The organism is Stenotrophomonas sp. YJH_SMC_36, assembly GCF_059369935.1.
Genome location: NZ_JCAFTD010000004.1, coordinates 49,232 through 75,187 on the forward strand (window position 1 = coordinate 49,232; position 25,956 = coordinate 75,187).

22 protein-coding genes are annotated in these 25,956 nt (G+C 66.8%); 11 read left to right on the forward strand and 11 right to left on the reverse strand.

Features of this window, described 5'->3' with window-relative positions; genetic code table 11:
• Positions 1–59 precede the first annotated feature (59 nt).
• The 4 genes from AC5P76_RS08850 to betT all read left to right on the forward strand — a co-directional run bounded on the left by AC5P76_RS08850 (position 60) and on the right by betT (position 3,297).
• Positions 60–413 carry an SMR family transporter gene (locus tag AC5P76_RS08850; protein ID WP_053517832.1) on the forward strand — a complete coding sequence of 118 codons (354 nt, stop codon included), beginning with the start codon at positions 60–62 and terminating at the stop codon, positions 411–413.
• Positions 413–733: a DMT family transporter gene (locus tag AC5P76_RS08855; protein ID WP_197571174.1), complete on the forward strand. Its 321-nt coding sequence runs from the start codon at positions 413–415 to the stop codon at positions 731–733. Before AC5P76_RS08850 ends, AC5P76_RS08855 begins: the two co-directional genes overlap by 1 nt.
• A gap of 66 nt (positions 734–799) precedes the next feature.
• A complete protein-coding gene (locus AC5P76_RS08860; protein ID WP_053517829.1) occupies positions 800–1,180 on the forward strand; it encodes a VOC family protein in 381 nt (126 codons plus the stop codon).
• A gap of 137 nt (positions 1,181–1,317) precedes the next feature.
• A complete protein-coding gene (gene betT / locus AC5P76_RS08865; protein ID WP_253118568.1) occupies positions 1,318–3,297 on the forward strand; it encodes a choline BCCT transporter BetT in 1,980 nt (659 codons plus the stop codon).
• A 127-nt stretch (positions 3,298–3,424) separates the two neighbouring features.
• Here betT and AC5P76_RS08870 read toward each other — a convergent pair whose 3' ends face one another.
• Together AC5P76_RS08870 and AC5P76_RS08875 are read right to left on the reverse strand one after the other, a co-directional pair.
• Positions 3,425–6,052 (reverse strand): TonB-dependent receptor, encoded by a 2,628-nt coding sequence (locus tag AC5P76_RS08870; RefSeq protein WP_253118567.1) that lies wholly within the window; start codon positions 6,050–6,052, stop codon positions 3,425–3,427.
• Between the two features lie 201 nt (positions 6,053–6,253).
• Positions 6,254–7,231, reverse strand: a complete 978-nt coding sequence (locus AC5P76_RS08875) for a zinc-binding dehydrogenase (RefSeq protein WP_065175232.1) — start codon at positions 7,229–7,231, stop codon at positions 6,254–6,256.
• Positions 7,232–7,663: 432 nt separating this feature from the next.
• On the opposite strand from AC5P76_RS08875, the gene AC5P76_RS08880 reads away from it, so the two are divergent.
• From AC5P76_RS08880 to AC5P76_RS08895, 4 genes are all read left to right on the forward strand, one after another.
• Positions 7,664–10,027 carry a ribonucleoside-diphosphate reductase subunit alpha gene (locus tag AC5P76_RS08880; RefSeq protein WP_193395897.1) on the forward strand — a complete coding sequence of 788 codons (2,364 nt, stop codon included), beginning with the start codon at positions 7,664–7,666 and terminating at the stop codon, positions 10,025–10,027.
• 109 nt (positions 10,028–10,136) lie between these two features.
• The gene (locus AC5P76_RS08885; protein ID WP_053517822.1) at positions 10,137–11,177 is read left to right on the forward strand and encodes a ribonucleotide-diphosphate reductase subunit beta; all 1,041 of its coding nucleotides are present in this window, start codon (positions 10,137–10,139) and stop codon (positions 11,175–11,177) included.
• 13 nt (positions 11,178–11,190) lie between these two features.
• Positions 11,191–11,670, forward strand: a complete 480-nt coding sequence (locus AC5P76_RS08890) for a flavodoxin (protein WP_253118617.1) — start codon at positions 11,191–11,193, stop codon at positions 11,668–11,670.
• A complete protein-coding gene (locus AC5P76_RS08895; RefSeq protein ID WP_053517820.1) occupies positions 11,642–11,968 on the forward strand; it encodes a thioredoxin family protein in 327 nt (108 codons plus the stop codon). Before AC5P76_RS08890 ends, AC5P76_RS08895 begins: the two co-directional genes overlap by 29 nt.
• A gap of 66 nt (positions 11,969–12,034) precedes the next feature.
• On the opposite strand, the gene AC5P76_RS08900 is transcribed toward AC5P76_RS08895, so the two are convergent.
• Positions 12,035–13,366, reverse strand: coding sequence for an Nramp family divalent metal transporter (locus tag AC5P76_RS08900; protein WP_253118616.1), 1,332 nt, complete (start codon positions 13,364–13,366; stop codon positions 12,035–12,037).
• Between the two features lie 116 nt (positions 13,367–13,482).
• Between AC5P76_RS08900 and mntR the strand changes: the two genes are divergently transcribed.
• Positions 13,483–13,947, forward strand: coding sequence for a manganese-binding transcriptional regulator MntR (mntR, locus tag AC5P76_RS08905; protein WP_053517818.1), 465 nt, complete (start codon positions 13,483–13,485; stop codon positions 13,945–13,947).
• Positions 13,948–14,062: 115 nt separating this feature from the next.
• Here the strand turns inward: mntR and AC5P76_RS08910 are convergent, their stop codons facing one another.
• From AC5P76_RS08910 to fabR, 4 genes are all read right to left on the reverse strand, one after another.
• A complete protein-coding gene (locus tag AC5P76_RS08910; protein ID WP_164152555.1) occupies positions 14,063–14,611 on the reverse strand; it encodes a thioredoxin-like domain-containing protein in 549 nt (182 codons plus the stop codon).
• Entirely contained in the window at positions 14,601–16,757 is a 2,157-nt protein-coding gene (locus AC5P76_RS08915) for a TonB-dependent receptor plug domain-containing protein (protein ID WP_253161713.1), read from the reverse strand. The genes AC5P76_RS08910 and AC5P76_RS08915 overlap by 11 nt, the downstream gene beginning before the upstream one ends.
• 238 nt (positions 16,758–16,995) lie before the next feature.
• Positions 16,996–19,362, reverse strand: coding sequence for an autotransporter family protein (locus AC5P76_RS08920; RefSeq protein ID WP_253118565.1), 2,367 nt, complete (start codon positions 19,360–19,362; stop codon positions 16,996–16,998).
• Between the two features lie 330 nt (positions 19,363–19,692).
• Positions 19,693–20,349 carry an HTH-type transcriptional repressor FabR gene (gene fabR / locus AC5P76_RS08925; RefSeq protein WP_053517811.1) on the reverse strand — a complete coding sequence of 219 codons (657 nt, stop codon included), beginning with the start codon at positions 20,347–20,349 and terminating at the stop codon, positions 19,693–19,695.
• 93 nt (positions 20,350–20,442) lie between these two features.
• On the opposite strand from fabR, the gene AC5P76_RS08930 reads away from it, so the two are divergent.
• Together AC5P76_RS08930 and AC5P76_RS08935 are read left to right on the forward strand one after the other, a co-directional pair.
• Positions 20,443–21,513, forward strand: a complete 1,071-nt coding sequence (locus tag AC5P76_RS08930) for a ferredoxin reductase (RefSeq protein ID WP_253118564.1) — start codon at positions 20,443–20,445, stop codon at positions 21,511–21,513.
• Positions 21,514–21,525: 12 nt separating this feature from the next.
• Entirely contained in the window at positions 21,526–22,674 is a 1,149-nt protein-coding gene (locus AC5P76_RS08935) for a fatty acid desaturase family protein (protein WP_053517809.1), read from the forward strand.
• A 27-nt stretch (positions 22,675–22,701) separates the two neighbouring features.
• Here AC5P76_RS08935 and AC5P76_RS08940 read toward each other — a convergent pair whose 3' ends face one another.
• The 4 genes from AC5P76_RS08940 to AC5P76_RS08955 form a co-directional block, all read right to left on the reverse strand.
• Entirely contained in the window at positions 22,702–23,040 is a 339-nt protein-coding gene (locus AC5P76_RS08940; protein WP_253118563.1) for a tetratricopeptide repeat protein, read from the reverse strand.
• A complete protein-coding gene (locus tag AC5P76_RS08945) occupies positions 23,037–23,615 on the reverse strand; it encodes a flavin reductase family protein (RefSeq protein ID WP_253118562.1) in 579 nt (192 codons plus the stop codon). The genes AC5P76_RS08940 and AC5P76_RS08945 overlap by 4 nt, the downstream gene beginning before the upstream one ends.
• A complete protein-coding gene (locus AC5P76_RS08950; RefSeq protein WP_065175222.1) occupies positions 23,612–24,241 on the reverse strand; it encodes a superoxide dismutase in 630 nt (209 codons plus the stop codon). The genes AC5P76_RS08945 and AC5P76_RS08950 overlap by 4 nt, the downstream gene beginning before the upstream one ends.
• Before the next feature lie 100 nt (positions 24,242–24,341).
• Positions 24,342–25,862 carry a thioredoxin family protein gene (locus AC5P76_RS08955; protein WP_253118615.1) on the reverse strand — a complete coding sequence of 507 codons (1,521 nt, stop codon included), beginning with the start codon at positions 25,860–25,862 and terminating at the stop codon, positions 24,342–24,344.
• Positions 25,863–25,956 lie beyond the last annotated feature (94 nt).

Genomic DNA, 25,956 nt, shown 5'->3' on the forward strand with positions numbered 1-25,956 from the left:
TGATACTGGGCGCCATCGCCCCTGTCAGCGGGCGCTGTGAATCCTGCTGGAGTTTTCCCATGACCCGTCGTGTTCCCGCCCCAGGCCCCCTGATTGCCTGGGCCTGCCTGACCGTGGCGATCGTCGCCGAAGTGGTCGGCACGTCCTTCATGGCCCATGCCGCCCGCGCCGGTGGCTGGACCGGCTACCTGGTGATGGCCGGGGCGCTGGCGTTGTCCTATTACTTCCTGGCGCTGTCGGTACGGCGCATCGCGGTCGGCGTTGCGTACGCGGTGTGGGAGGGGCTGGGGCTGACCCTGCTGACCCTGGTCGGCATTGCGGTGTTCGGCGAGAGCCTGTCGATGCAGCAGCTGGCCGGCCTGCTGCTGGCGGTGGCCGGCATTGTCTGCGTCACCCTTGGGGAGGCGCACTGATGAACACAACGGCACTGTTCTTCGTGATCTGTTCCGCACTGATCGACGTCGCGGCAAACATGATGGTGGCCAAGTCTGAAGGCTTCCGCCGCTGGCATTGGGGTGTCGCCGCCGTCGTCATGGTCTGGATCGCCTTCGCGCTGCTGGGCCAGGCAGTGCGCTACCTGGACCTGGCCACGGCCTATGCGCTGTGGGGTGCCATCGGCGTGATCGGCACCGCTGCCTGCGGGCGCCTGCTGTTCGGCAATCGCCTGCGGCCCATCGGCTGGATCGGCATTGCACTGGTGACGGGGGCGGTGCTTCTGCTCAGTACCGCATGAGCGGCGACGATTGCAGACCGGAGCGCGCTGTCCGACACTGCGGTTTTTCCGCAACGGAGTGCCGCCATGTTCAGCCACATCACCGTCGGTTCCAATGATCTTGCGGTCTCGCGCCGCTTCTACGACGCACTGTTCGCAGCCATCGGCGGCCGACCGGGCATGACCGATGAAGATGGAAAACTGGTCTACATCAAGGACGGGCGGATGTTCATCGTGACCCCGCCCATCGATGGCCAGCCGGCGTGCCACGCCAATGGCGGCACCATTGGTTTCGCGCTGGAGACTCCGCAGGCGGTGCACGCCTGGCAGGACGCAGGCATCGCCCACGGCGGCAGCGCCATCGAAGATCCACCGGGCGTACGCCACAAGGCCGGGCGGCAGCTGTACCTGGCCTACCTGCGCGATCCCGACGGCAACAAGTTGTGCGCCGTGCACGTGATGCGCTGAACTTCGCGGCGCGCGCGTGATACCACGCGCGTGCTGTCCCTGTGCTGTCATCGCGCGACAGCACTTCATCCTGCGTCCACCGCCGTTCAGCCAGAATCCGCCGGCTCACTCTTTGATCGACCGGAGAACGCCGCCCCGTGGAAGCCCTGGAGCCGCAACAATCCCCGGTGCGCACCCTGCGGCCTGTATTCGCCTTCGCGGCGATCATCGTCGTGGCGTTCGCGCTGTTCGTCAGCCTCTATCCGATCGGTGCCGGTCGCCTGCTGCTCAGCGCACAGGACTGGGCGGCACTCAACGTTGGCTGGTACTACCTGCTGGCGATGACCCTCTATCTGGTGTTCGTGGTCGGCGTGGCGCTGTCCAAGTATGGTGGCATCAAGCTCGGTGCCGACCATGACGAGCCCGAGTTCAGCTATCTCTCCTGGGCGGGCATGCTGTTCGCCGCGGGTATCAGCATCACCCTGTTCTTCTTCTGTGTCTCCGAGCCGCTGACCCATTACCTGCAGCCGCCGCAGGGCGCTCCCGCCGCCGGTGAGGCCGGCGCGCGCCAGGCCATGCAGCTGCTGTTCCTGCACTGGGGCCTGCATGGCTGGGGCGTGTTCGCGCTGGCGGCAATGGCCATGGCCTACTTCGCCTATCGCCACAACCTGCCGTTGGCGCTGCGCTCGGCGCTGTATCCGCTGATCGGCAAGCGCATCAACGGCCCGATCGGCTACACAGTGGATGCGCTGGGCATCGTCGCCACCGTGTTCGGCATCGGCGCCGACATGGGCTTCGGTGTCCTGCACCTCAACGCCGGGTTGTCGCACCTGTTCGACATCCCGCACTCGAACTTCGTGCAGATCGCCCTGGTCGCCAGCATGATGGGGGCGGCGGTGGCCGTGGCAGTGTCCGGCGTGGAGAAGGGGGTCCGCTGGATGGCCAACATCAACATGCTGCTGGCGATCGCGCTGGTGCTGTTCATGCTGTTCGCCGGGCCCACCCAATACCTGTTCGGCACGTTGATGCAGAACCTGGGCGACTATCTGGGCAGCGTGGTCGGCAAGAGCTTTGACGTGTACGCCTATGGCGGACGGCCGGCATGGTTGGGCGGCTGGACGGTGTTCTACTGGGCCTGGTGGATCGGCTGGGCGCCGTTCGTCGGCCTGTTCATCGCCCGCATCTCGCGCGGACGTACCATCCGCGAATTCGTGTTCGGCGTGCTGCTGATTCCGCTCGGCTTCACCCTGGCCTGGCTGTCGATCTTCGGCAACAGCGCGCTGGACCAGGTGCTGCACCATGGCCAGCAGCAGCTGGCACAGCTGGCCGTGGATGACCCACCGACCGTGCTGTACGCATTGCTTGATGGTTATCCGTGGAGCCGCACGGTGATCGCGGTGACCGTGCTGGTCAGCTTCATCTTTTTCGTGACATCGGCCGATTCGGGCGCGGTGGTGCTGTCCACGCTGTCGTCGCACGGCGGCGCTCCGGAAGACGATGGCCCGCGCTGGCTGCGCGTGTTCTGGGGCACGGTGATCGCCGTGCTCACCGCAGGCCTGCTGCTGGCGGGCAGCATCGATGCGTTGAAGTCGGCGGTGGTGCTGGCGTCACTGCCATTCTCGGCGGTGCTGCTGCTGATGATGTGGGGCCTCACCCGAGCCTTCAGTGACGAATCGCACCGCAAGCGCGCGCTGCAGTACCGGCCATCGCCGCTGATCGGCGACGATCGCCACCACCAGGGCTGGCGCCAGCGCCTGAGCCAGGCGATGCACTTCCCGGTGCGCGACCAGGTCTACCGCTTCATGGATGACACGGTGAAACCGGCGATGGAAGCCGTGGCCGAGCAGCTGCGCGGGCAGGGCTGGGATGTGCATACCCGCATCGAAGCCGGCGACATGGAACTTTCGGTCAACCATGGCGAGCAGCAGGACTTCCTGTATCGGGTGATCCTCCGCGGCTACCTGACGCCGTCGTTCGCCGCCCAGCAGCTGCGCAACCAGCGCTACTACCGCGCCGAAGTGCATCTGTTCGAAGGCAGCCAGGATTACGACCTGGTCGGATACAGCCGCAAGCAGATCATCAACGACATCATCAGCCAGTACGAGCGGCACCTGCAGTTCCTGCACCTGAGCCGGTGATGCACGACCGCTGCGATGGGTGCGGGCCGTTGGTCCGCACACTCCGTGGAGCCGAGCCCACGCTCGGCTCCATCAAGCCGGTAGAGCAGCCGGGCATGGGCTCGGCGCTACATGTGCAGTTTCCGCATCAGAACCGGTAGCGTGCCCCCACCGTGACGAACTGGCCGCGCAGGTTGTACTGGCTGATGTCGAAGCCGTTGGAGCCGCCCGCGGGGTCGAACGGCGGGTCCCGGTCGGTCAGGTTCAACACGGACAGCGAAAGCGTGGTGTTGGCCAGGCCCTCGTACGCCACGTACAGGTCCAGCTGGTGATAGGGCTTGACGCGATCGCGCAGGCCCGGGTTGCTGGTGGCCGTCGCGACCCGCTGGTCGTAGCCGCTGACATATTGCAGGCTCAGCGTGCTGTTCCAGTCGCCCACCGCCCAGTTCAGTGACGTGGTGCCACGGGTGCGCGGCAGCGCGCCGTGGCGGTTGTTGCCCGCGCCGTCATAGGGCGCCTGACCGGCTACCAGGGGCTGCTTGAAGCTGAGCAGATGGGTCCAGCTGCCGGCGAGGGTGAGGTTGCCCCAGCCGTCGGTGCGGAAGGTGCGGCTGGCCTCCAGGTCGAGACCGGACGTGGTCAGCTCCCCTTGGTTGGCGTACTGGTTGGTGATGAACTGGATGCGACCCTGCGCATCGCGCTGGACCCGGCCCGGAAACAGGGCGGGATTGTCGACGATGAACTGTGCGCTGTCGGGCTTGACCAGGTTGTCCTGCTCGATGCGGTACCAGTCCAGGCCGATGCTGCTGTCAGTGTCCGGCGACCACACCGCGCCAACGTTGAGATTGCGCGAGCGTTCGGCCTTCAGGTCGGGATTGCCGGTGCGGATGTTGGTGACACCGCGGCTGCCACCGGGCTGCAACGGGTCGAGCGGGTCGATCACCGATCCGTAGCTGACCGTCTGCCCGGGTGCGATTTCCGGCAGCGAGGGAGCGCGGAAACCGCGCGAGAACGAACCGCGCAGCAGCAGGCTGTCCAGCGGCTGCCAGCGCAGCGCGAACTTCGGCGAGAACGCCTTGCCGAAGTCGTCGTAGCGGTCGCCGCGTCCGGCGACCTGCAGTTCCAATGTGCGATGCAACGGTACGCTGAACTCGGCGTAGGCGGCGCTGACCTGCCGCTCGCCATCGACCACGTTGATCGCGGGCCGCAGCTCCGTTCCGGACAGCACCTGCGCACTTGTCCGTGCATCCAGCGATTCCTTGCGGAACTCCGCGCCCCAGGCGAAGCCGACCGCGCCGGCCGGCAGCTCCCACAGCGACGTAGATGCCTTGAGGTTCAGAGAGTGCAGCTGGTACCAGCCCGGGCGCTTGGTCTGCAGGCGCAGCGCGTCAAGCGCGGCCGGCGTGCTGGCCGGGTCGAGGAAGTTGTAGCTGCCATCGCGCAGGATCTGCTCGAATGCGTAGCGGTTGATGAAGTTGTCCACGTACTCGCGCTGCTCGCTCTGCGAGGTCAGCGCGGCGACCTCCCAGTCCCAGCGCTCGCCCTGGCCACGCACGCCGCCCAATGCACGGTAGAACACCTGCGTGTTGTCCTTCAGGCGCGGGCCGAGATCGAAGAACGTGTACTCGAAGGGCAGGGGAGCGCTGCCCGGGTTGTTCGGATGCCCGACCGGCAGCACTGCCGGAATGTCGAGCAGGGTGCCGGTGGCGGGGTTGTAGGCGCGCAGGCCCGGGCCGACGGTCAGTGGCGCGCTGAAGATCTGGTCGGCCGTGTTGTGGCTGTAGAGCACGTCGGCGAAGGCTTCGACGTTGTCGCTGAAACGGTAGGTCGCGCTCAGCGATGCCTGCAGGCGTTCGGCACCGGGCTGCAGGGTCTTGAACGGCTGCGCGTTGAATGCGCAGGCCTGGCCGGGCAGGCTGCTGCCGAAGTCGCTGTAGGGTCGCAGCTGGCTGCCTTCGGGGCAGGGCGAGAATGGCTGCGGCGCGCGCGGGTTCGCCAGCCAGTTGCCACCGGCAGTGGACCAGCCGGCCAGGCGACCACCGGGCTTGTCGCGGAAATCGCCGCTGCGGGTATAGGCGCGCTGGTCGGCGTCGAGCCGATCGCGCTTGAGCACGTCCAGCCCGAACAGCACGTTCCAGCCCTGCTGTTCGAGGTCGCCGAAACCGGCCAGCAGATTGGCCTTGCGTTCGTCGAGGCCGCCCTGGGTGGCCGTACCGAAGCCGCCGCCCACTTCCGCGCCCTGGAAGTTCCTGCGCAGGATGATGTTGATGACACCGGCGATGGCATCGGAGCCATACACCGCCGAGGCGCCGTCCTTCAGTACTTCAATGCGTTCGACCGCGCTGATCGGAAGCGCATTGAGATCGACGAAGGTGTCCTGGGTATTGAGGGCGAAACCGAAGTTGGCCACGCGATAGCCGTTGACCAGCACCAGGGTGTTCTTCGGCGACAGCCCGCGCAGGCCGATCGACGCCGAACCCGCCGCGAAGCTGCCGGTGTACTGCTCGTCGAAGCTGTTGCCGGCATTGGCCGACAGGTTGCGCAGCACATCGGTCAACGTGCTGCGACCGGTCTGTTCGATCTGTTCACGGCTGACGATCTGCACCGGGTTGGGGCCGGCGGTGTCGCTGCGCTTGATGTTGGATCCGGTCACCAGCACGGTGCCGAGCGTGGCGCTGTCCTTGCCGGTATCGGTGGTTTCAGCAGCGCCGGCAGCGCCGGCGGTAAGTCCCAGCGCGATGGCGCCGGCAAGCAGGTTCAGGGTGGTGCGGTACATGGAAGCGACAACGCCGGACAGAAGAGGAGCCGCCAGTACCGCATGCGCTCGCCTGCGCCTTCCAATGACGAAAGCGCATTCAGTTATACATCACAGGTTCTTAACGAGTGACTGGCCCTGTTATCGACCGGTGCTGCGCATTCCTCTCAGGGGTCAGATCCCTTTCCAACGGAAAGCGATCTGACCCCGGTTGGCCGACCGTCAAGGCCGCAAGAGCACCTTGCCGTTGCGGCCGGAACCTGCGCCGGCTTTGACCGCCGCAGCGATATCGTCGAGTGCGAACACCTGTTCCACCGGCAGCGTCAGTTCGCCGCCGGCTGCACGCTGCAGCAGTTCGCCCACCAGCCGTCGCTTGTCGTCCACCGCCATCGCCTGGCTGACCTTGCTGCCCCAGAAGCCCTTCACGGTGGCCTCCTTGTAGATCAGGCCTCCGGCGGGGATGCGCATGGGCTCGCCGCTCATCACGCCGAAGGACACCAGCGTGCCGTGGTGGCCGAGCAGGTCGACCAGGTCACCGCTGGCGTCGCCGCCGATGGAATCCACGGCGGCCGCCGCCTGCGCTTCACCGGTCACTGCACGCACGCGGTCCTTCCAGCCGTCCACCGAGGTATCGAATACATGATCGATGCCGAGCGCCTGCAGCTGCGCGACCGCATCGGCGTTGCGCACAAGGTTGGCCACATGGACACCCCGCGCCCGCGCCAGCATCGCCAGCGACTTGCCGACCGCGCCATTGGCGGTGTTCTGCACGATCCATTGGCCTGGCTCGACATGCAGGAATTCCAGCAGCATCAGCGCACTGAGCGGCATGGCAATCAGCTGCGCAGCGGTCTCGTCGGGGATCGATTCCGGCATCGGAATCACCATCCGTGCCGGCGCGATGAATGCTTCGGCCCAGGTGCCGTGCACCGAGGCGGCAGCGACACGCTGACCGACCCGAAGGCCGTCGACGCCGTCGCCAACCGCGTCGACCACGCCCAGTGCCTCGCTGCCACCGATTGCCGGCAGCGTCGGCTTGTAGCCATACAGGCCGCGCACGGTCAGCAGATCGTGGTTGTGGATGGAGGCGAGCACGGTACGGATGCGCACCTCGCCAGGACCAGGTTCAGGCAGGGCGGCCTCGGCGACGGCAAGGACGTCGGACGGGTCGCCGAAGGAGGAGTACTGGGCAGCGCGCATGGGGGATGTTCCGCGGAAAGTGGAGGTTGTATCGAAGTGGGGATGCGTGCGGCGTCGACAAGGCGGCGCAGACGCAACACGGCATCCTGCGACGGTTCGTCGCGGAGGGCGCTATTTACTGCATCTTGTGTTGACGATATCCATCATCCCCACTATGTTGGGGCCGTCACTCCCGGTCAGCCGCCGCCGCCGGACGATGCAAGACACGTCCCGCGGCCCGCCCCTGAAGGCTTGCCGTGTCGACGCGGCCGCCCTCGTGCGGACTCAGGTCGCCCCCACGGCCCGGATACCGGCCGCAGGCGCAGGCACTTGCCGACGATCTGGTGTTCCCGCGCTTTGGCATCCCACCCGATCGCCCCGTGCGCCGGTATCGCGTGCAGGGCCGCCATGGCATCGGCGCAATCGTGCGTGCGAGCCTGGAGACGCAGGACCATGACTGAATACACCTACCGCGCGGCCGATCCGGCCGGCGCCGGCGACGCCCTGCGCGCCGGTGGCGAGCGCGTGCCGACCTGGATCACCAAGGAGGCCGGCAACCGACGCCTGCCGTTCGACGCCGGGCGCCTGCAGCGCAGCATCGACGCCATCCATGCCGAGTTCCCGCAGCTGGACGTAGCCGACTACCGCCGCGTGGTACAGGCGATGGTTGAGCGCAAGCCCAGCATCAGTGCCGACGACCTGGTGGACCTGCTGATCCGCGAGGCGGAATCCCGTGTGGACCTGGTCGCGCCGGACTGGGAGCGGTTCGCCGCCCGCATCTACCTGCGCCGCCTCTACAAGCGCGCCAGCCGCAACCGCTTCTACGATGTCAGCCTGAAGTACGGCTCGTACGTAGGCCTGCAGGAGAGCCTGGCCGACCGTGGCGTCTACAGCAATGACATCCTGCGCTGCTACTCCAAGGAGGAGCTGCAGCAGGCCGGAGAGATGATCGATCCCGACCGCGACCGTCTGTTCGCGTACAACGGCCTGTACCTGCTGGCGACGCGCTACCTGGCCAGCGACCGCAGCCGCGAGGTGTACGAGTTGCCGCAGGAGCGCTGGCTGACCATCGCCCTGTACCTGATGCAGGAGGAGAAGCCGCGTGAGCGGCGGATGCAGCTGGTCGGCGAGGCCTACTGGGCGCTGTCGAACCTGTACATGACGGTGGCCACGCCGACGCTGGCCAACGCCGGCAAGGTCGGTGGACAGCTGTCCAGCTGCTTCATCGATACAGTGGACGACAGCCTGCAGGGCATCTATGACTCCAATACGGACATTGCCCGCGTGTCCAAGCACGGCGGGGGTGTCGGCGCCTACCTGGGCTACGTGCGCAGCAGCGGTGCACCGATCCGTGGTGTGCCCAACTCGTCCGGCGGCGTAGTGCCCTGGATCAAGCAGCTCAACAACACCGCGGTATCGGTCGATCAGCTCGGCCAGCGCAAAGGCGCGGTGGCGGTATACCTGGACATCTGGCACCGCGACATCGAGGCCTTCCTCGATCTGCGCCTGAACAACGGCGACCAGCGCCTGCGCGCGCATGATGTGTTCACGTCGGTCTGCGTCCCCGATCTGTTCATGGAGGCGGTCGAGCGTCGGGCCGACTGGTACCTGTTCGACCCGCATGAAGTGAAGCAGGCCAAGGGCTGGTACCTGCAGGACTTCTACGATGAGACGCGCGGTGCGGGCAGCTTCCGCGACCGCTACGCGGAGCTGGTGGCCGACGAGCGCATCAGCCGGCGCACCGTGCGCGCGATCGATCTGTTCAAGCGCATCATGCTCAGCCAGCTGGAGACCGGCAATCCATTCCTGTTCTACCGCGATGAAGTCAATCGCAGGAACCCGAACAAGCATGCGGGCATGGTCTATTCCAGCAACCTGTGCACGGAGATCCTGCAGAACATGAGCCCGACGCGGATGATCCAGGAGATCGTCAGCGGCGACCAGATCGTCACCACCCGCCGCGCCGGCGATTTCGTGGTGTGCAACCTGTCCTCGATCAATCTCGGACGGGCGGTCACCGCGCCGGACGATCTGCTGGCGAAGGACGTGCTGGAACGGTTGATCCCGATCCAGGTGCGCATGCTGGACAACGTGATCGATCTCAATGCCTTGCCGGTGCCGCAGGCCACGATCACCAACCGCAAGTACCGGGCCATCGGCCTGGGCACGTTCGGCTGGCATCACCTGCTGGCGCAGCAGGCGATCCCGTGGGAATCGCCGGAGGCCGAGGCGCTGGCCGACCGCCTGTACGAACGCATCAACTTCCTGACCATCCAGGCCAGTGCCGAACTGGCGAAAGAGAAGGGCCACTATCCGATGTTCGCCGGCAGCGACTGGCACACCGGCCGCTACTTCAGCGACCGCGATTACCGTGATGCGGCCTGGCAGGGCCTGGCGCGTGAGGTGGCCCGCCATGGCCTGCGCAATGGCTGGCTGCTGGCGGTCGCGCCGAACATGAGCACCGCCCAGATCGCCGGTTCCACTGCCTCGATCGATCCCATCTACAGCGCGTTCTACTACGAGGAGAAGAAGGACTTCCGACGGCCGGTCGCGGCCCCCGGGCTGTCGCTGGAGACCTGGCCGTACTACGAGAAGGGCGCCTACAAGGTGGACCAGTTCGCCAGCGTCCGGCAGAACGCCCGGCGCCAGCGCCATGTGGACCAGTCGATCAGCTTCAACCTGTACGTGCCCAGCACCATCCGTGCCAGCACGTTGCTGGAGCTGCACCTGAGCGCATGGCGCGCGGGACTGAAGACCACCTACTACGTGCGCTCCAACGACATCGACATCAGCGAATGCGAGTGGTGCTCGAGCTGATCGCTGCGCCCCAGCCGCGGTAGCGCCGGGCCATGCCCGGCGAGCGCACCGCGCGGCCACCGTACATTCCGCCGGGCACGGCCCGGCGCCATCCTCAGCAGGTAACACCATGGCAACGCCGCTTGACCGCATCAAGATCCTTGAACCACGCCATCCCAATCGCAGCACCGGCATCATCAACGGCCGCACCAGCGGCATACTGAACTGGAACGACATTCCGTACCCCTCGTTCTATCGGGCGTACAAGGAACTGTCGACCAACTTCTGGATCCCCGACGAAGTGGACATGAAGCTGGACGCACGCCAGTACGGTGAACTGTCCGGACGCGAGAAGAACGCCTACGACTCGATCATCGGCCTGCTGGCCACGCTCGATTCGCCGCAGACCCGGTTCATCTACAACGTCGCCGAGTACATCACCGATCCGGCCGCGCATGCCAATGCGGCGATCATCGGCCAGCAGGAAGTGATACATAACGAAAGCTACAGCTATGTGCTCGCGTCGATCACCGATCTGCCCAACCAGAACCGGGTGTTCGAACTGGCCCGCACGCATCCGACCATCATCAGCCGCAACGCGCCGATCATGCAGGCGTACGACGACTTCATGCGCGACAAGACTGCGGAGACGCTGCTGAAGTCGCTGATCCAGTCGTCGATCCTGGAGGGCATCAACTTCTATTCCGGCTTCGCCTACTTCTACAACCTGGTGCGGCAGAACCGCATGACCGGCACCGGCAAGATCATCAGTTTCATCAACCGCGACGAGCTGGCCCATACCAAGTTCATCAGCGAGGTGATCCGCGCCATCGTCGGCGAGAATCCGGAACTGCAGACCAACGAGCTGACGGCTTACGTACACAGCGCCTTCGAGCATGCCATCACGCTGGAGACGCAATGGTCGTCGGAAGTGCTGGATGGCATCGACGGCATCGATGTGGACGAGATGGTGCGCTACGTGAAGTACCGCGCCAACAAGATGGCCGGCATGCTGGGTATCGAGCGGCTGTACAGCGATACGACCGACAATGTGATGCCGTGGATCAAGGCCTACGCCGACAACTTCACCGAAACCAAGACCGACTTCTTCGAGATGCGCAATGCAAGTTACAAGAAGACCAACGTCGACAACGGCTTCGACGATCTCTGAGCGGGGGCCGGCGCTGGGCATCCTGATCGTGGTCGCCTCGCTCAGTGGCAATACCCGGGAGCTGGGACGGCAGATCGCCGAGCGGTGTCGCGCGGCGGGTCACGCGGTGCATTGGCAGGAGGCCGACGACCTGCGCCAGCCGGCTCCGCTGGCGGCCGATGAAGCCGACCTCGTGCTGCTGGGCAGCTGGACCGACAACGCCGGGCGCACACCGGCGGAGATGAAGGCGTGGGTGGCCGGCATTGCCGGGCAGGGTCAGTGGCCGCGACAGGTGGCGGTGTTCGGCACCGGTGAGACACAGTGGGGCCAGGAGTACTACTGCGGCGCCGTGCACCGCCTGATCCGCTACTTCCACAGCAGCTACCCGCCGCTGGAGATTGAACAGATGCCGCACGGCGAGCGCCACGCCGCAGCCATCGACGCCTGGACCGACGCGGTCCTGGCCCATTATCGGAGTACCACCGATGCAGATCATCGACGCCACCACGCCTGAGCAGCTCCAGCAGCTGCTGGCCGAACATCCCCGGGTCCTGGTGGATTTCCACAAGGACCAGTGCCCGGGCTGCCGGATGCTGGAGATGTCCCTGCAGCGTGTCGCCAGCAGCGGCGCGGGGCAGGGCATGACCCTGCTGCGGGTGCAGCTGGAAGTGCTGGGTGAAACCTTCTTCAGGGAGCTGGGGCTGCGCCAGACACCAACGCTTGCGCTGTTCCGTGACGGCAACGAACGCATCCGCCTGGCCGGATTCCAGTCGCCACAGCAGATCGAGGCTGCCATCGCCCTGCATCTGTAGAGCGGGGCCACGCTCTACAGCGCTGCACGCGTGCGTCGAGCATGGCCCGGTGGCGGCCCTCGGCCGTCAGGCGGCGGCGAAGGCGTCGACCAGCAGCTTCACATTCAGTGCCACGATCACCAGCGCGATCAACCAGGCGATCGTACCCAGCCACCGCGGCGCCACCAGTGCGCCCATGGTCACCTTGTCGGTCACGATCCGCACCAGCGGAATGATCGCGAACGGCAGCTGCATCGACAGCACCACCTGGCTCAGCACCAGCAGCTTCACCGCGCCCTGGTCGCCGAACAGCACGATCACCACCACCACCGGAATGATCGCCAGCGCCCGGGTCAGCAGCCGCCGCAGCCACGGTGGCAGGCGAAGGTGCAGGAAGCCCTCCATCACGATCTGCCCGGCCAGCGTCGCGGTCACCGTGGAATTCAGGCCCGATGCCAGCAGTGCCACCGCGAACAGCGTCGCCGCGGCACCCACGCCCAGCATCGGTGCCAGCAGCTGATGCGCCTGCTCGATGTCTTCCACGTCGAAGCGGCCGTTGGCATGGAACACGGCTGCGGCCAGGATCAGGATGCTGGCATTGATGAACAGTGCCAGCGTCAGGGCCAGCGTGCTGTCGGTCACCGCCCAGCGCAGCGCGCTGCGGCGACCCTCGTCGGTACGCGGATACGCTCGGGTCTGCACGATGGACGAGTGGAGGTACAGGTTGTGCGGCATGACCGTGGCGCCGATGATGCCGATCGCGATGTACAGGGCGTGCGGATCGGTGACCACCTGTGCGCGTGGAATGAAGCCGCCAAGCACCGCCATGACAGGCGGCGCGGCCATCGCGATCTGGACCACGAAGCAGGCGAAGATCACCATCAGCAGCGCGATGACGAAGGCCTCCAGCGCGCGGAAGCCGCGGTTCATCAGCAGCAGCACCAGCAGCGTGTCCAGCGCGGTGATCACTGCACCCCACAGCAGCGGCAGGTCGAACAGCAGCTTCAGTGCGATGGCGGTGCCGATCACCTCGGCCAGGTCGCAGGCGATGATGGCGGCCTCGCACAGCCCCCACAGGGCCAGGTTGACCGGCTTCGGGTAGCGCGCGCGACAGGCCTGGGCCAGGTCCAGCCCGGTGGCGATACCCAGCCGCGCCGAGAGCGCCTGCAGGATCACCGCCATCAGATTGGACACGAGGATGACCGACAGCAGCAGGTAGCCGAAGCGTGAGCCGCCGGCCAGGTCGGTGGCCCAGTTGCCAGGGTCCATGTAGCCGACCGAGATCATGTAGCCCGGGCCGAGGAACGCCAGCAGGCGGAACCACCAGTGGCCCTTGTCGGGTACCGCCACCGAGGCATTGAGCGCACCCAGGCTGGCCGGGGCAGGGGCCGAAGGGTCATCGGGCGCCAGGGTGTTCATGCGCGTAATATAGCCCATGCTATATCCAATAGCAATGTGAAACAATCGTCTTTATCGCGTCACTGGTCCAGAATTCAGGTTCATTCCCGGACGACTTCGGCAGGACAGGCGCACGCGTGGGCAAGAGCGACGATTCGACATCGCCAAAGAATCCCCCCTTGATCGAGGCCGAGCGCCAGGTCGAGAGCTTCCGGCAGGTGCGCGAGGCGCACCGGATGGAACTGGTGGAGGACTATGTCGAGCTGATCTCGGACCTGCTGGCCGATGGCGGCGAGGCCCGCCAGGTCGACATCGCCACCCGCCTGGGGGTGGCGCAGCCGACGGTGGCGAAGATGCTGCGGCGGCTGGCCCGCGACGGCTGGGTCGTGCAGCGGCCCTATCGTGGTGTCTTCCTGACCGCCGAGGGCGAGGCGCTGGCCCATGCCAGTCGCCAGCGGCACCAGACGGTGGAGCGCTTCCTGTTGGCGTTGGGCGTGGATGCAGATACCGCCCGGCGCGATGCCGAAGGCATCGAGCATCATGTCAGCGAGCAGACGCTGGCGCTGTTCGAAGCATTCGTGCGCAAGGCCGAGGGCGGGTAGGGCCGGTGCCCGCGATCTGGGTGGCGGTAGCGCCGGGCCATGCCCGGCGGCTGCATGCGCTGGGAAGGAGGGGTAGCGCCGGGCCATGCCCGGCGGCCGTGGAAGGTGCCGCAGATCACTCAAGCGGCGGGCAGCGCGCCTGTTCCTGTGCGCATGCCCCTGCCTGCCACAGCTTCAGCACAGGCTGTAGACCCTCATAGCGCCGCCCATGCCACCCCTTCGCCAGCACGCGACCTTCCGCGTCGATCAGCACCAGATTGGGCGGCGCGGGGCCGGCCAGGGCCTGCAGCACCGGCATGCGCGCGGCCCTGCGCGGGTCCAGTACCGGCCACGGCATGTCCTGGCGGCGCATGTAGCGGCGCAGCGCGGCCTCGCTCTCATCCTGGCTGACGTACACCACCTCGGTGTCCGCACCGGCCTCGCGCAGTGCGTCACGCACGCTGCGCAGGGTCGGCACGAAGGCATGGCAGGGCGCGCACCAGTCCGCACCGAAGTACAGCGCGATCAATCGCGGCGGCGGCGACCACTGCATCGGGCGCAGCGATCGCGCCTCCGGTCGCATCAGCGACGCCGAGACCTGCGCGTGCAGATTCTCTGCCGCGACCGGCGCGGCCAGCAGCGCGCTGCCGGCGCACAGCAGAACGCGCAGTGCTTCAGAACGCATAGCGCAGGCTGACATACCACGAGCGCGCGAAGCGGGGCCCGTAGACGTAGTCGCTGTCGCGCAGCGCGCCGGCTTCAAGATCCTTCTGCCGCTGGTCGAACACGTTCTTGACTCCGGCTGCCACGGACACCTCCCGTTCGGCGCCCACCCCGAGGTGGCGATGCCAGCGGGCACCCAGGTCGGTCACCCAGAAGGCATGGGTGCGGTGCAGCTCACCCAGCCGGTTGTTCAGCACTGGCATTGAACCGGTGTGGCGCAGCGCGATGAAGGTCTCCCACGGTTCTGAAGGCAGCCAGCCGAGCTGGGCCAGCCCGGTCCAGCGAGGGGTCTTGAGGTAGTCGCGGCTGTCGATCACGGTGTCGCCGCCCTCGCCGGTGTCATCGAAGATGCGCTGGGGTTCGCGGAAGCGCGAGCGGTACCACGATGCGCCCGCGGTAAGACGCCATTGCGGCGAGGGTTGCCAGCCCAGATTGGTTTCCATGCCCAGTACGTCCGAGCCCGAGGCGTTGTAGCGCAGCTGGCCGAGCCGGCCATCGGCGCCGCGCAGGATCTCGCCCAGCGCAAAGGTGTCACGGATGCGCGCGTAGGAGGCGGTGGCATCCCACGTCCACACCGGCTCGGCCGGATCCGAACGCCAGTCGAAGCCGAGCAGGGTGGTCAGCGCACGTTCCTCCTTCAGGCCGTCGGCATTGCGCACGCGCACCTGCTCGCCACCGAGCGTGTCCACATGCACATCCTCGACGAAGATTTCCGGTGCGCGGAATCCGCTGGCGATGCCCGCCCGCCACTTCAGGTTCTCCGTGGCCTGCCAGGCCAAGGCGACACGCGGTGAGAACACCGCGTTGTCCAGTTCGGAACTCTTGTCCACGCGCGCGCCGATCACCAGGTCGATGTCCTCGCGCAGGCTCCATTCGTCCTGCACGAAGGCGCCCAGGTTGTGGAAGCTGGCGTCCTCCAGCACGGCCAGGCGCTGGCCGTCACCGGTCCGGTTGTCGTCGCGCAGGCGCTCGTGCTTGTACTGCACGCCGAACGCCAGGGCATGCGCGCCCAGCCGCCAGTTCAACTGGCTGTCGAGGTAATGCAGCGGATTGTGCGTGCGTCCGTATTGCCGCCAGGAGCGCGAGGCGGCGCTGCCGGCCACGGTGGGGTCGAGCTCGGAGGGATCGTATCCGGCTGCCGACGGGTCGGTGACCACATCGCCGAGACCGCCATAGAAGCTGTCGCGATCGATGTCGGCGAACGCATAGGCGAGGCGGAAGTCGATGTCCGGGCTTACGTCCTGGTCCCAGGACACGCTGCCACGCCGGTACGTGGTGTCGAGCGATTCTGCGATGTTGGCCAGATACTCCGGCTGGTCAAGGCGGTTGCCGCCGCGCCGGGTTTCATCGGTGACCTGCACGTCCACGCGCAGCCGTGTCCCCGGTGTGGGCGCATACCACGCCTGCAGTCCACCGACCTTGAGATCCTTGCGCGTGATCTCGGTGTAGTCATCACCGTTGTAGTCGATGCCCCTGTTCCAGTTGCGCTGGGCGATCACCGACAGCCCGGCATCGACCTGCGCGGCGACCAGATCCAGCCGGGCATCTGCATTCTTCTGCGGCGTGCCACGCAGCACATCCACGCCGGCCTGCACATGGCCACCACTGCGCGAGGGCAGGGGCGGAACCAGGTTGATCACGCCGGCCACCGCGCCGGGTCCATACAGCGCCGAGCCACCGCCCTTGACCACTTCGATGCGATCGACGAAGCCGGCGGGAATCTGCTCCAGGCCGTACACGCTGCCCAGCGTGGACAGCAGCGGGATGCCGTCGAACAGCAGCTGGTTGTAGGCACCCGGCAGGCCCAGCAGCTGCACTTCGCTGGTGTTGCAGTTCTGGCAGTTGCTTTCCACGCGCAGGCCATTGATCAGTTCGACCGCACGGGAGAAATCGGTGGCCGCACGCAGCGCGATGTCCTCCCTGCGCAGCACTTCGGTACGGATCGGCACATCAGCAAGCAGGCGCTCGCTGCGCGTGGCGGTACTGACCTTGACCTGCACCCGGTCCAGCTGCGTGGGCGAGGGCGTGCCGGCCAGTACCGGGGTCGACAGGGCGAAGAAGATAGCGGTGGCCAGCGGAAGGTGGCACGGCGGCACGGCGTGGGGCATGGAGGCGTCGTCCTTGGGGAAGAGAGCGGCGAGGGCGACCTGGCGGGTGCACATGAAAGCAAATGCTCATAGATATAGCAATTGCTATATCAAGCGCGGCGCTGCTTTCATGGGCACGGTGCAGGGCGCTTCATCAGGAACGACAGTGTTATAACATTACAATAAACGACGTCACCCCTGCCGGATGTCATATCCGGCAGGGGTGTTCAGGCGCGGGTTCCGGGCGGGCCGCCGGGTGTCACCAGGCGGCGCGCAGGCCGACCTGTGCACCGTGGTTGCGATAGCCGCTGTCGCCGCGCTGCACGCGCAGGTCGCCCCAGGCACTCCAGCGTTGCCCCAGCTGCAGCTGCGCGCCCGCCTGCATTTCGTAGCGGCTGTCGGGCGTCTTCGCGCTCAACAGCTCTTCATTGAAGCGCATCGAGGGATCTCGCTGGCCGCGCAGCCAGTTGACCGCCAGGAAGGGTTGTACGCGATTGCCGCGCAGGGTGCTCTGTCCAAACAGACGCACACCCAGCCGGCTGTTCAGCCCGATGCTGCGGCCATCCTCGACCCGCGTTCCGTTGTCCTCAACCAGGCTGTCACTGTCGTAGTCGGTCCAGGTCAGCTGTGCCTGCGGCTGCAGGTACAGAGTGCTGGCCTCGCGGGTGCGGATCGCCCAGGCGTAGCCGAGCTCCAGCGACGCGCTGCGGACGTCCGCATCGTAGGTTTCCGCCGCAATGCCCTCGCCCTGCACATCATTGTCGAAGCGGGCAGCCTGCACCCAGCCGTCCACGTACAGACCGCCGCTGCTCTGTGCATCCTGCACCCAGCCCAGGTACACGCCTGCCGATTTGCCCTTGACCCTGCCGCGCGTGCCATAGCCGGACAGCATGGAGACTGCGCGGGTGGTGGCGTCACCGGTGCCGAGCATCACGCCCACCTGGCCGCGCCCGTCGCTCCAACGCCACAGATCGCTGCCCAGCTGCAGGACGTTGAGATGCGTGCGAGCATCGACCTGGCCGGCAATGCTGGCCTGGATCTGGTCGCGACCCGCGCGGACCCAGGTTCCCGGGCGCGCGCGGTCGAAGCCGGGTTCGCCGCGATCGTGGCGGCGTACCTGGAACATCTGCTCGGCCGCGATCTGGTTGGCCAGATAGGCACCGGGCTCCGGGCGCAGCACGGGCTCAGGCTTGGGAGGAGGAATCACCGGATCCTCCGGATCGCACTCCGGCAGGGAAGGATTGATATCGCATGGATTGCCCGTGTAGGCCGAGGTCAGGTACCAGTTGCCGTTGGCCGTCGTGGCCGAGCCTTTGTGCAGGAAATACTCGTACATGCCGCCGACGGCGCGGCCCTGCAGCGCGAAGCTGCCGTCGCTGGTGCCATCGACCTGGACCAGCAGGATGCCGTCGACCGTCTGCGCGCCAGCGCCCGCGATGTTGTTGACAGTGACGTTGCTGGTGCCGCTGGTGGCGCCGGTCACATGCAGGCGCGAACTGGCGGCGTCGTCGCCGGCCAGCACGGTGTTGAAATGGAGGGTGCCGCCATTGCCGGTGTAATCGCCATTGACGGTCAACTGCGCATACGCCGCCTGACCCTCCGCGCCGAGCAGGATATGGCTGTCCGCGCCGAGGGTGAGGTTGCCGGTGCTGCTGTCGCCGGACAGCGTCCAGCGTCCGCCCTGGTCGACGATCACCTCGGCCGGGCCGGTGATCTGTCCGGTCAGCACCAGCCCATCGAGGAAGCGCAGGGTCGTGCTGGCGGTCTCGGCGATGACGAAGTTGCCGTTGAGGGTGGACGTGCGGGCGGTGAAATCGAGTGCCAGATCGGGGTCGACTTCCACCAGATTGCCGTTGCCACCGATGAGCGTTGCGCCGTTCTGGACGGTGAGGCGTGAAAGTTCGGGCAGACGGCTGAAAGTCCGTCCCACCTTTACGGCTGGGCCACTGGTTCCTTCGACACGCGAGCCGTCGATCAGCACATACCAGTCGGCCGGATCTGCATAGCTCGGCTGGCCTGCGGTGGAATAGTCCAGGCGCAAACCGGTGTCGCTGCCGATTGCGCGGGAACCTTCCGTCAGTTCAAACGAGCCGGCGATCATGCGGATTCCGGTTCCGCCGGAGAAGCTGGTTGCACGGGCGATGACGGTACCGCCAGCCGCCACCTGGCCGCCGGCATCACCAGCGGACACCGAACTGTCGCTGATCTGCACCCGGCTCAGTGGGGCAGAGGAAACACCGAGGTTGCCGGCCAGCGCCAGGCCGACACCATTGGCGTCCTCATTGACGATGGTGGAGCGCGTGATGTTGCCTTCCGCATTGGTGAACGAGAAGCCGAATCGTTCATTGCTGGTAAAGACGGTGTCGCTGGCGTTGACAACAGCACCAGGGCCCTCGCGGGCACCCACGTTACCCACATTGACGCCATTGAGGTTCAATGTTCCGCGGACGGAAAAATCACGGCCCTCATAAGGGCTTCCCGGATCCACCGTCAGCGTGGTGCCGGCCGGGACCGAAACTGACTGGGCATGACCTGTCAGCGGTACGCCGACGCAGGCCGCCAGGGCCAGCGCAAGCGGAGCGACCTGCGCGGGCAGGGCGCGTGAAGCGGATCTCATCGTGTACATGGTTTCTCTCCAGAACGTTGGATGGGCCCGTCCCCACAGGCCGGAGGCGGCACTCTGCGGGGCGACGGCCCGAAGAGCCATGCAATTCGTCTGAAACACCTGCAACGTTTTCCATCCAGCTGCAGCCCGCATTGGCCTATTCAGCTGCGGAATTCGTGGGTGCTGGATAGTCCTCGCGAAGTGAAAACGGCATGAAGCGCCCGTCAGGCTCATGCGAGAACACTTTCACCGATCTAAATCGTGATGTGAGTCACGCAATCGCCCCGGCGGCACCGGCAGACATGCTGCGGCGCAACATCGCAGCGCGGTGGCGCATGGCCACCTGTGCGATCAGCCGCGGCGGAAGGCGGCCGGGGTGCGGGCGCCGACGATGATCATGCGGATCATCGTGGAGATCTGTTCGACCAGTTCCGGATCTTTCTCCGGCGGCAGGTCCATCGCGGTGGCGCCCATCGCGAACACCAGGCGGGTGATCGCCTTGGCCACCAGTTCCGGTGCATGCAGCACCGCGCCGTCGAGGGCCGCCAGGCGCACCAGGTCGTGCTGCAGCTCTTCCTCGAAGTAGTGCAGCTCGCGCTCGACGGCGTGCTTGAAGTCATCCGAACCGACTGCGCCTTCGCGCAGCAGGACGTGCAGCAGCTTGTCGTCTGCGCGCAGCTGCTCCATGAAGGTCTCCACTGATACCCGCACTACGCTGGTGGCGGAGGAGGTCGCGCGCTGCCGCGCCTCGCCGATGATGGTGCGCAGCGAGCGGCCGGCCACATCGATGAGGGCCACGGCGAGTTCGTCCATGTCGCGGAACTGCCGGTAGAAGCTGTTCGGCGCGATGCCTGCCTCACGCGCGACCTCGCGCAGGCTGAGGGTGGACAGGCTGCGGTGCGGGCCGATCAGCTTCAGGGCTGCGGCCAGCAGATCTTCGCGGCTCACCGTACGGCGGGCCGGGCTCTGCGCATCTTCGGGTATCGACAGGACGGTGGCAGCGGCCATGAGGGTTCCGGTGGGGCAAGGCTGAATCATACCCAATCCGGTTCAATATACACGTGTATACACAGGTGTATGTGCGCCCGTATAGTGGCTGCCATGAGCGCTGTCGTCCGTCCGTCCCCGTTTTCCCTGCACCGCTGGCTGTCGCCCACGCTGTTCGATTTCTGGGCCGGCCAGATCAATCCGTTGTGGACGCTGCGCGAGCCCTTGGCACGCCTGGTCCGACGCGAACCAGCGGGCGAGGGCGCGGCCACCCTGATCCTGCGCTGCAACCGGCACTGGGCCGGCATGCGCGCCGGCCAGCACGTCACCCTCGGCGTCGAGCTTGAGGGGCGGGTATGGCAGCGCAGCTACAGCCCGACCCCGCTGAGTGGCCGCGAACTGGCCATTACCGTCAAGGCCGTGGAAGGGGGGCGGGTCAGCCAGCACCTGGTGAACCAGGCGCGGCCCGGTGACCTGTTCCGTATCGATGCCGCCTTCGGTGACTTCCATATGCCGGCCGCCGCGCCGGTGTTGCTGCTGGCGGCGGGCAGCGGCATCACGCCGATGCGCAGCCTGCTGCGCGAGGCCTGCCAGCGACCGCTGGGCGCGCCGGTGGACCTGTTCTACTGGGAACGCACAGCGGCCGCCATCCAGTTCCGTGACGAACTGCATACGCTGGCGACAGCGACGCCGGGCCTGCGCGTGCATCTGCTGACCACCCGTGAGGGCCAGGTACCGGCCGCGCGCATCGATACCCACGCCCTGCAGATTCCCGGCGATGACACGCCGCTGGCACAGCGCCATGTACTGGCCTGTGGCCCGGACGGCTTCGTTGCCGCCGCGCGCCGCCGCCTTGCGCATCAGGTGGCCGGTTTCCAGGCGGAAGCCTTCACGCCGCCCGCGCCGCTGCTGGATGCCGACGGCGAAGGCGAAGTGTCGCTGACCCTGGCACGCAGTGGGCGCCAGCTGCGCGTGCCGCGCGGCCGCTCCCTGCTGGAGAGCCTGGAAGCGCAGGGCATCAAGCCCCGGCACGGCTGCCGCATGGGCATCTGCAACAGCTGTAGCTGTGAACGCGTCAGTGGCGCTACCCGCCATCTGCGCACCGGCGATACGCATTCCGAAGCGGCACAGCCCGTACGGATCTGCGTGAGTGCGCCGACCACCGACCTGACCCTGGATCTCTGAGGAACCGTTGCCATGACCCGCGCTACCGACCGTGCCCTGAGTCCTGCCGAAATGAACGCCTTCGGCCAGGAACTCGACGCGATCCGCGATCGTGTGATCGGCAGTCTCGGCGCGTCCGATACGCGCTATATCCGGCGCGTGGCCGCTGCCGTGCGCTGGTTCGGCGTCGGCGGCCGCAGCCTGCTGTTCCTGGCGGCGTTCTCGCCGCTGCTGTGGGCACCGCTGCTGTGGCCGGCCGCCATCGCCGGCACGCTCATGCTGGCGCTGTCGAAGATCCTGGAGAACATGGAGCTGGGCCACAACGTGATGCACGGCCAGTTCGACTGGACCGGCGACCCGAAGTTGAACGGCAACACCTACGAGTGGGACATCGTTGCCACCGCCGACAACTGGCGCAAGACCCACAATTTCCGCCACCACACCTATACCAACGTGCGTGGCATGGACGATGACATCGGTTACGGCCTGCTGCGCATCTTCCCGGAACAGCGCTGGAAGCCGTTCTATCTGCTGCAGCCGATCATCGCACCGATCTTCGCGCTGCTGTTCCAGTGGGGCGTGGCTGCCCAGGACCTGCGCCTGGGGCGCTGGCTGAAGGGCCGCATCAGCAGCCGCGCGATGTGGCTGCAGACCCGTCCGGTGGCGCGCAAGATGCTGCGCCAGGTGCTGAAGGATTACGTGCTGTTCCCGCTGCTGGCCGGCCCGTTCTTCCTGACCGTGATGCTGGGCAACCTGGTCGCCAACGGCCTTCGCAACATCTGGACCTACGTGATCATCTTCTGCGGCCACTTCACCGCTGAATCGGAGACGTTCCCCAAGGAGTGCCTGCGCAACGAATCGCGTGGCCACTGGTACCTGCGCCAGCTGCGTGGCTCGTCGAACATCAGCGGTGGTTTCCTGATCAACGTGCTGTCGGGCAACCTCAGCCACCAGATCGAACACCACTTCTATCCGGATCTGCCGGCCAACCGCTATGCGGCCATCGCCAAGGAAGTGAAGGAGATCTGCCTTCGCTACGGTCAGCACTACAACAACGGTTCGCTGCCACGGCAGTTCGGCCAGGTGGTCTGGCGCATCCTGCGGCATGCCTTCCCGAGCAAGCCGCGCCGCCTGCCCATGCCGGACATCATGACGGCGCCGGCACCGGCCAACGCAGGCTGATCGATACGGCCGGCCTGTGCGGCCGGCTCAGCCCGCGCTCTCCTGCGGCGCCGGCTGTTCGCGCTGGAGCCGGCGCAGAAACACCTGCATTTCCTTCCGAGCCTGCACATCGCCCTGGTGGCTGGCCACGCTGAGGCCCCGTTGCCATGCCTCGCGCGCCGCCTGCGGCTGGCCACCCGCCAGCCAGGCCTTGCCCAGCAGTTTCCACGCCGCCGAGTACTGCGGATCAAGTGCCACGCAGCGGCCCAGATGGGTCGCCGCGCGCGCCGGATTGCCGGCGTCGAGCCAACCCTTGCCCAGCCCGAAGCGCAGCAGCGCGCTGTCGTGGCCGTTGGCGAGCAGGTCCTCCAGTGCCTCGATGTTCATGTCTGTACCTCCCGCAGGGTGTCCAGCGGCCCCGGCAGGAAGCGGCCACGGTGGAACATCAGCGGTGCACCGCCGGTTTCGTTGACCTCGATGATGCGGCCGGCCAGCAGCAGGTGATCACCCACCGGCCATTGCGCATGATGGGTACAGGTCAGGTGCGCGACTGCGCCGGCGATGCGCGGCGGCGCGTCGTCTTCGCCTGGAAGCAGGGGTACGCCGTCGAAACGATTGCGCACCTGGGGATCGGCGAACGTGCGCGCCAGTGCTTCCTGGTCCGCGCCCAGCACGCTGATCGCGAAGTGCGTGGCGCGCTGGAAGGCCTGCAGGCTCTGTGCGTGCAGGGCCAGGTTCCACAGTACCAGCGGCGGCTGCAGCGACACCGGCACGAAGGAATTGATGGTCAGGCCCAGCGGTGTGCCCCGTGCGTCGCGGGTGCAGACGATGGCCACGCCGGTAGGGAAGTGGCCGAGCAGCCGCCGCAATGCACGCGGCGGCAGACTGACCGAGGGTACCGGAGCCGGGGCGGGGAAGACCCCTGCCCACGGCCCGGCGTAATGGGGAGTGCCGGTGCTCATGCGCCGCCCGCCTGGCGGTAGCGGCGACCGACTTCGGCCCAGTCGATGATGTTGAAGAACGCCCCGATGTAGTCCGGACGGCGGTTCTGGTAATGCAGGTAATACGCGTGCTCCCACACATCCAGGCCGAGGATCGGCGTGTTGCCGGACAGGCCGGCCGCCGCGCCCATCAGCGGGCTGTCCTGGTTGGCGCTGCTTTCAACCCACAGGCGGCCATCGCGATCACTGGTCAGCCAGGCCCAGCCGCTGCCGAAGCGGGTCAGCGCCGCCTTGCTGAAGGCATCCTTGAAGGCATCGAAGCCGCCGAGGTCACGGTCGATGGCCGCCGCCAGCACCTCATCGGGCGTGCCGCCGCGTGCGCTGAGCACGGTCCAGAACAGGCTGTGGTTGGCGTGGCCGCCACCGTTGTTCCGGACTGCGCTGCGCTGGGCCTCCGGCACGGCATCGAGGCTGGCGATCAGCGCCTCGACCGGCTGTTCGGCGAGGCCGGCCTGCTCGACCGCGGCATTGAGGTTGTTGACGTAGGTCTGGTGGTGCCTGCTGTGGTGGATCTCCATCGTCCGCGCATCGAAATGCGGTTCGAGGGCATCGTAGGCATAGGGGAGCGGGGGAAGCGAGTACGACATTGAAGCAGTCTCCGTAGCGAAGGCCAGCGGGCTGGCCGTGGGGAGACTGTTATCGCACCTCAACATTGGTTGAGGTCAACCCGCCTGCTCCTTCATCCACTCAACCCAGCCAATCCCTGCACGCCCCATCCACCTGATTGCCGCACGCCTGCTGCATCCGCTGCTGCAGCCGCGCCAGCGTCTGCGCGCCCTGGTGCTTGCCACTCCATGCCTTCAGCTGCCCGGCCAGGCGTTCGAAGCGCTGGCGGGTGCGCTGGTGATAGCCCGACGGCTGCGCCTCCAGTTCGGCGATCAGCGAGGCGGTCGCCTGTTCGATGCGGGGTGCATCGTCCGGCGCCAGCTTCAGCAGGCCTTCCACATACAGCACACCCCATTGCACCCGGGTCGCCGGGCCCTGCGCACCGTCGTAGGCACGCTTCAGCCACTCCAGAGCACCGGCGGTGTCGCCGCGCTGCTCGGCCAGCTCGGCCAGCTCGGGCATGTAGTAGTACGGCTGCTCGCTGCGCTTCAGTTCGGCCAGCAGCAGCGACTCCGCGCCGGCGTCGTCGCCGACCTGGCGCAGTGCGTAGACCGCGCTGCTGATCGTAGCCTGGCGTGCATGCGCATCGGTGGCGGCGGCATCGGCGGCGGCCACGCGCTGCTTGACCCGATCAACCAGAGTAGCGGGCAGTGCGCCCTTGGGCTGTTGCAGTCGGGCCAGCGATACTTCGGTCAGCGCGCGCGACAACGCGTCGCCGGCGCGGTCGCCACGCTCGGCGTCTGCGCGCTCGAGCGCGACCAGCAGTTGCTGTCCCAGGGTGTTGCTGGTGGCGGGCCCGGTACTGGCCTGCTTGACCAGCTGTACGCCCGCATAGCCCAGCAGCTCGCGGTTGCGTCGTACCTCCGCGGGGTGCGCCAGCACGGCCTGCAGCAGCTCGCGCACTTCGGTGGGCGAGGCATCGGGCTTTTCGGCTGTCGCCAAGGCAAGCAGAGCGAAACGGCGCTGCAGGGCGGCCTCCGGTGCGGCCTTGGACAGCTGGCGCAGCACGTCCTGGCTGTTGCGTTCGCCGGCCAGGCGGTTGGCGTCGACTTCCCAACCGTAGTCGCCCAACACCTGCCAGTCTTCGGCGGCCAGTTGCTCCGGCGTCGTCAATGCGGTGGCCAGGGTGGCGGCAACGGCACTGCGGCGGCCTGCGGCCACGGTCAGTGCCCGGGTCAGTTCGGCGGCATCGTTGCCGCCGGCCACGCGGGTGATTTCGTTGCGCTGTGGGTCCAGCACGATCAGGGTCGGATAGCCGCGCACGCCGAAGCGCTCGCCCCAGGCCTGCGCACCTTCCTCGTCGCCATCCAGGTAGACGGGAACGAATTTGCTGGTCAGCGCGATGAAGGCCGGGTCCTTGAACAGACCCGCCTTGAGCTGGTTGCACGGTGGGCACCAGACCGCACCCCAGTACAGCAGCACCGGCTTGCCGCTGTCGGCGGCTTCGGCGAAGGCGTCGTCGACGTCGCCCTGGCGCCAGGCGATGGCGGACGCCGGTGCGGGGGCCTCGGCGGAGTTGGCGGTGGAAACCGGGGCCGGGGTGCAGGCGCTCAGCGCCGAAGCCAGCAGCAACACGGAAAGCGCAACGCGCATCGGCAGCATCTCGAAGGGCAGGGTGACAGGCCATTGTAGGAATGACGGCAGAGGCTGCTGATTCAGTTTGCTCATGAAGGGTGCGCTGCAGGGCATGACGTCC

Bases quoted from the DNA above. Each gene is read 5' to 3' on its own strand.
- AC5P76_RS08850 (WP_053517832.1), top strand. From the start codon at position 60: ATGACCCGTCGTGTTCCCGCCCCAGGCCCCCTGATTGCCTGGGCCTGC.
- AC5P76_RS08855 (WP_197571174.1), top strand. From the start codon at position 413: ATGAACACAACGGCACTGTTCTTCGTGATCTGTTCCGCACTGATCGAC.
- AC5P76_RS08860 (WP_053517829.1), top strand. From the start codon at position 800: ATGTTCAGCCACATCACCGTCGGTTCCAATGATCTTGCGGTCTCGCGC.
- AC5P76_RS08870 (WP_253118567.1), bottom strand. From the start codon at position 6,052: ATGTACCGCACCACCCTGAACCTGCTTGCCGGCGCCATCGCGCTGGGA.
- AC5P76_RS08875 (WP_065175232.1), bottom strand. From the start codon at position 7,231: ATGCGCGCTGCCCAGTACTCCTCCTTCGGCGACCCGTCCGACGTCCTT.
- AC5P76_RS08880 (WP_193395897.1), top strand. From the start codon at position 7,664: ATGACTGAATACACCTACCGCGCGGCCGATCCGGCCGGCGCCGGCGAC.
- AC5P76_RS08885 (WP_053517822.1), top strand. From the start codon at position 10,137: ATGGCAACGCCGCTTGACCGCATCAAGATCCTTGAACCACGCCATCCC.
- AC5P76_RS08895 (WP_053517820.1), top strand. From the start codon at position 11,642: ATGCAGATCATCGACGCCACCACGCCTGAGCAGCTCCAGCAGCTGCTG.
- AC5P76_RS08900 (WP_253118616.1), bottom strand. From the start codon at position 13,366: ATGAACACCCTGGCGCCCGATGACCCTTCGGCCCCTGCCCCGGCCAGC.
- AC5P76_RS08910 (WP_164152555.1), bottom strand. From the start codon at position 14,611: ATGCGTTCTGAAGCACTGCGCGTTCTGCTGTGCGCCGGCAGCGCGCTG.
- AC5P76_RS08915 (WP_253161713.1), bottom strand. From the start codon at position 16,757: ATGCCCCACGCCGTGCCGCCGTGCCACCTTCCGCTGGCCACCGCTATC.
- AC5P76_RS08920 (WP_253118565.1), bottom strand. From the start codon at position 19,362: ATGTACACGATGAGATCCGCTTCACGCGCCCTGCCCGCGCAGGTCGCT.
- fabR (WP_053517811.1), bottom strand. From the start codon at position 20,349: ATGGCCGCTGCCACCGTCCTGTCGATACCCGAAGATGCGCAGAGCCCG.
- AC5P76_RS08930 (WP_253118564.1), top strand. From the start codon at position 20,443: ATGAGCGCTGTCGTCCGTCCGTCCCCGTTTTCCCTGCACCGCTGGCTG.
- AC5P76_RS08935 (WP_053517809.1), top strand. From the start codon at position 21,526: ATGACCCGCGCTACCGACCGTGCCCTGAGTCCTGCCGAAATGAACGCC.
- AC5P76_RS08940 (WP_253118563.1), bottom strand. From the start codon at position 23,040: ATGAACATCGAGGCACTGGAGGACCTGCTCGCCAACGGCCACGACAGC.
- AC5P76_RS08945 (WP_253118562.1), bottom strand. From the start codon at position 23,615: ATGAGCACCGGCACTCCCCATTACGCCGGGCCGTGGGCAGGGGTCTTC.
- AC5P76_RS08950 (WP_065175222.1), bottom strand. From the start codon at position 24,241: ATGTCGTACTCGCTTCCCCCGCTCCCCTATGCCTACGATGCCCTCGAA.
- AC5P76_RS08955 (WP_253118615.1), bottom strand. From the start codon at position 25,862: ATGCTGCCGATGCGCGTTGCGCTTTCCGTGTTGCTGCTGGCTTCGGCG.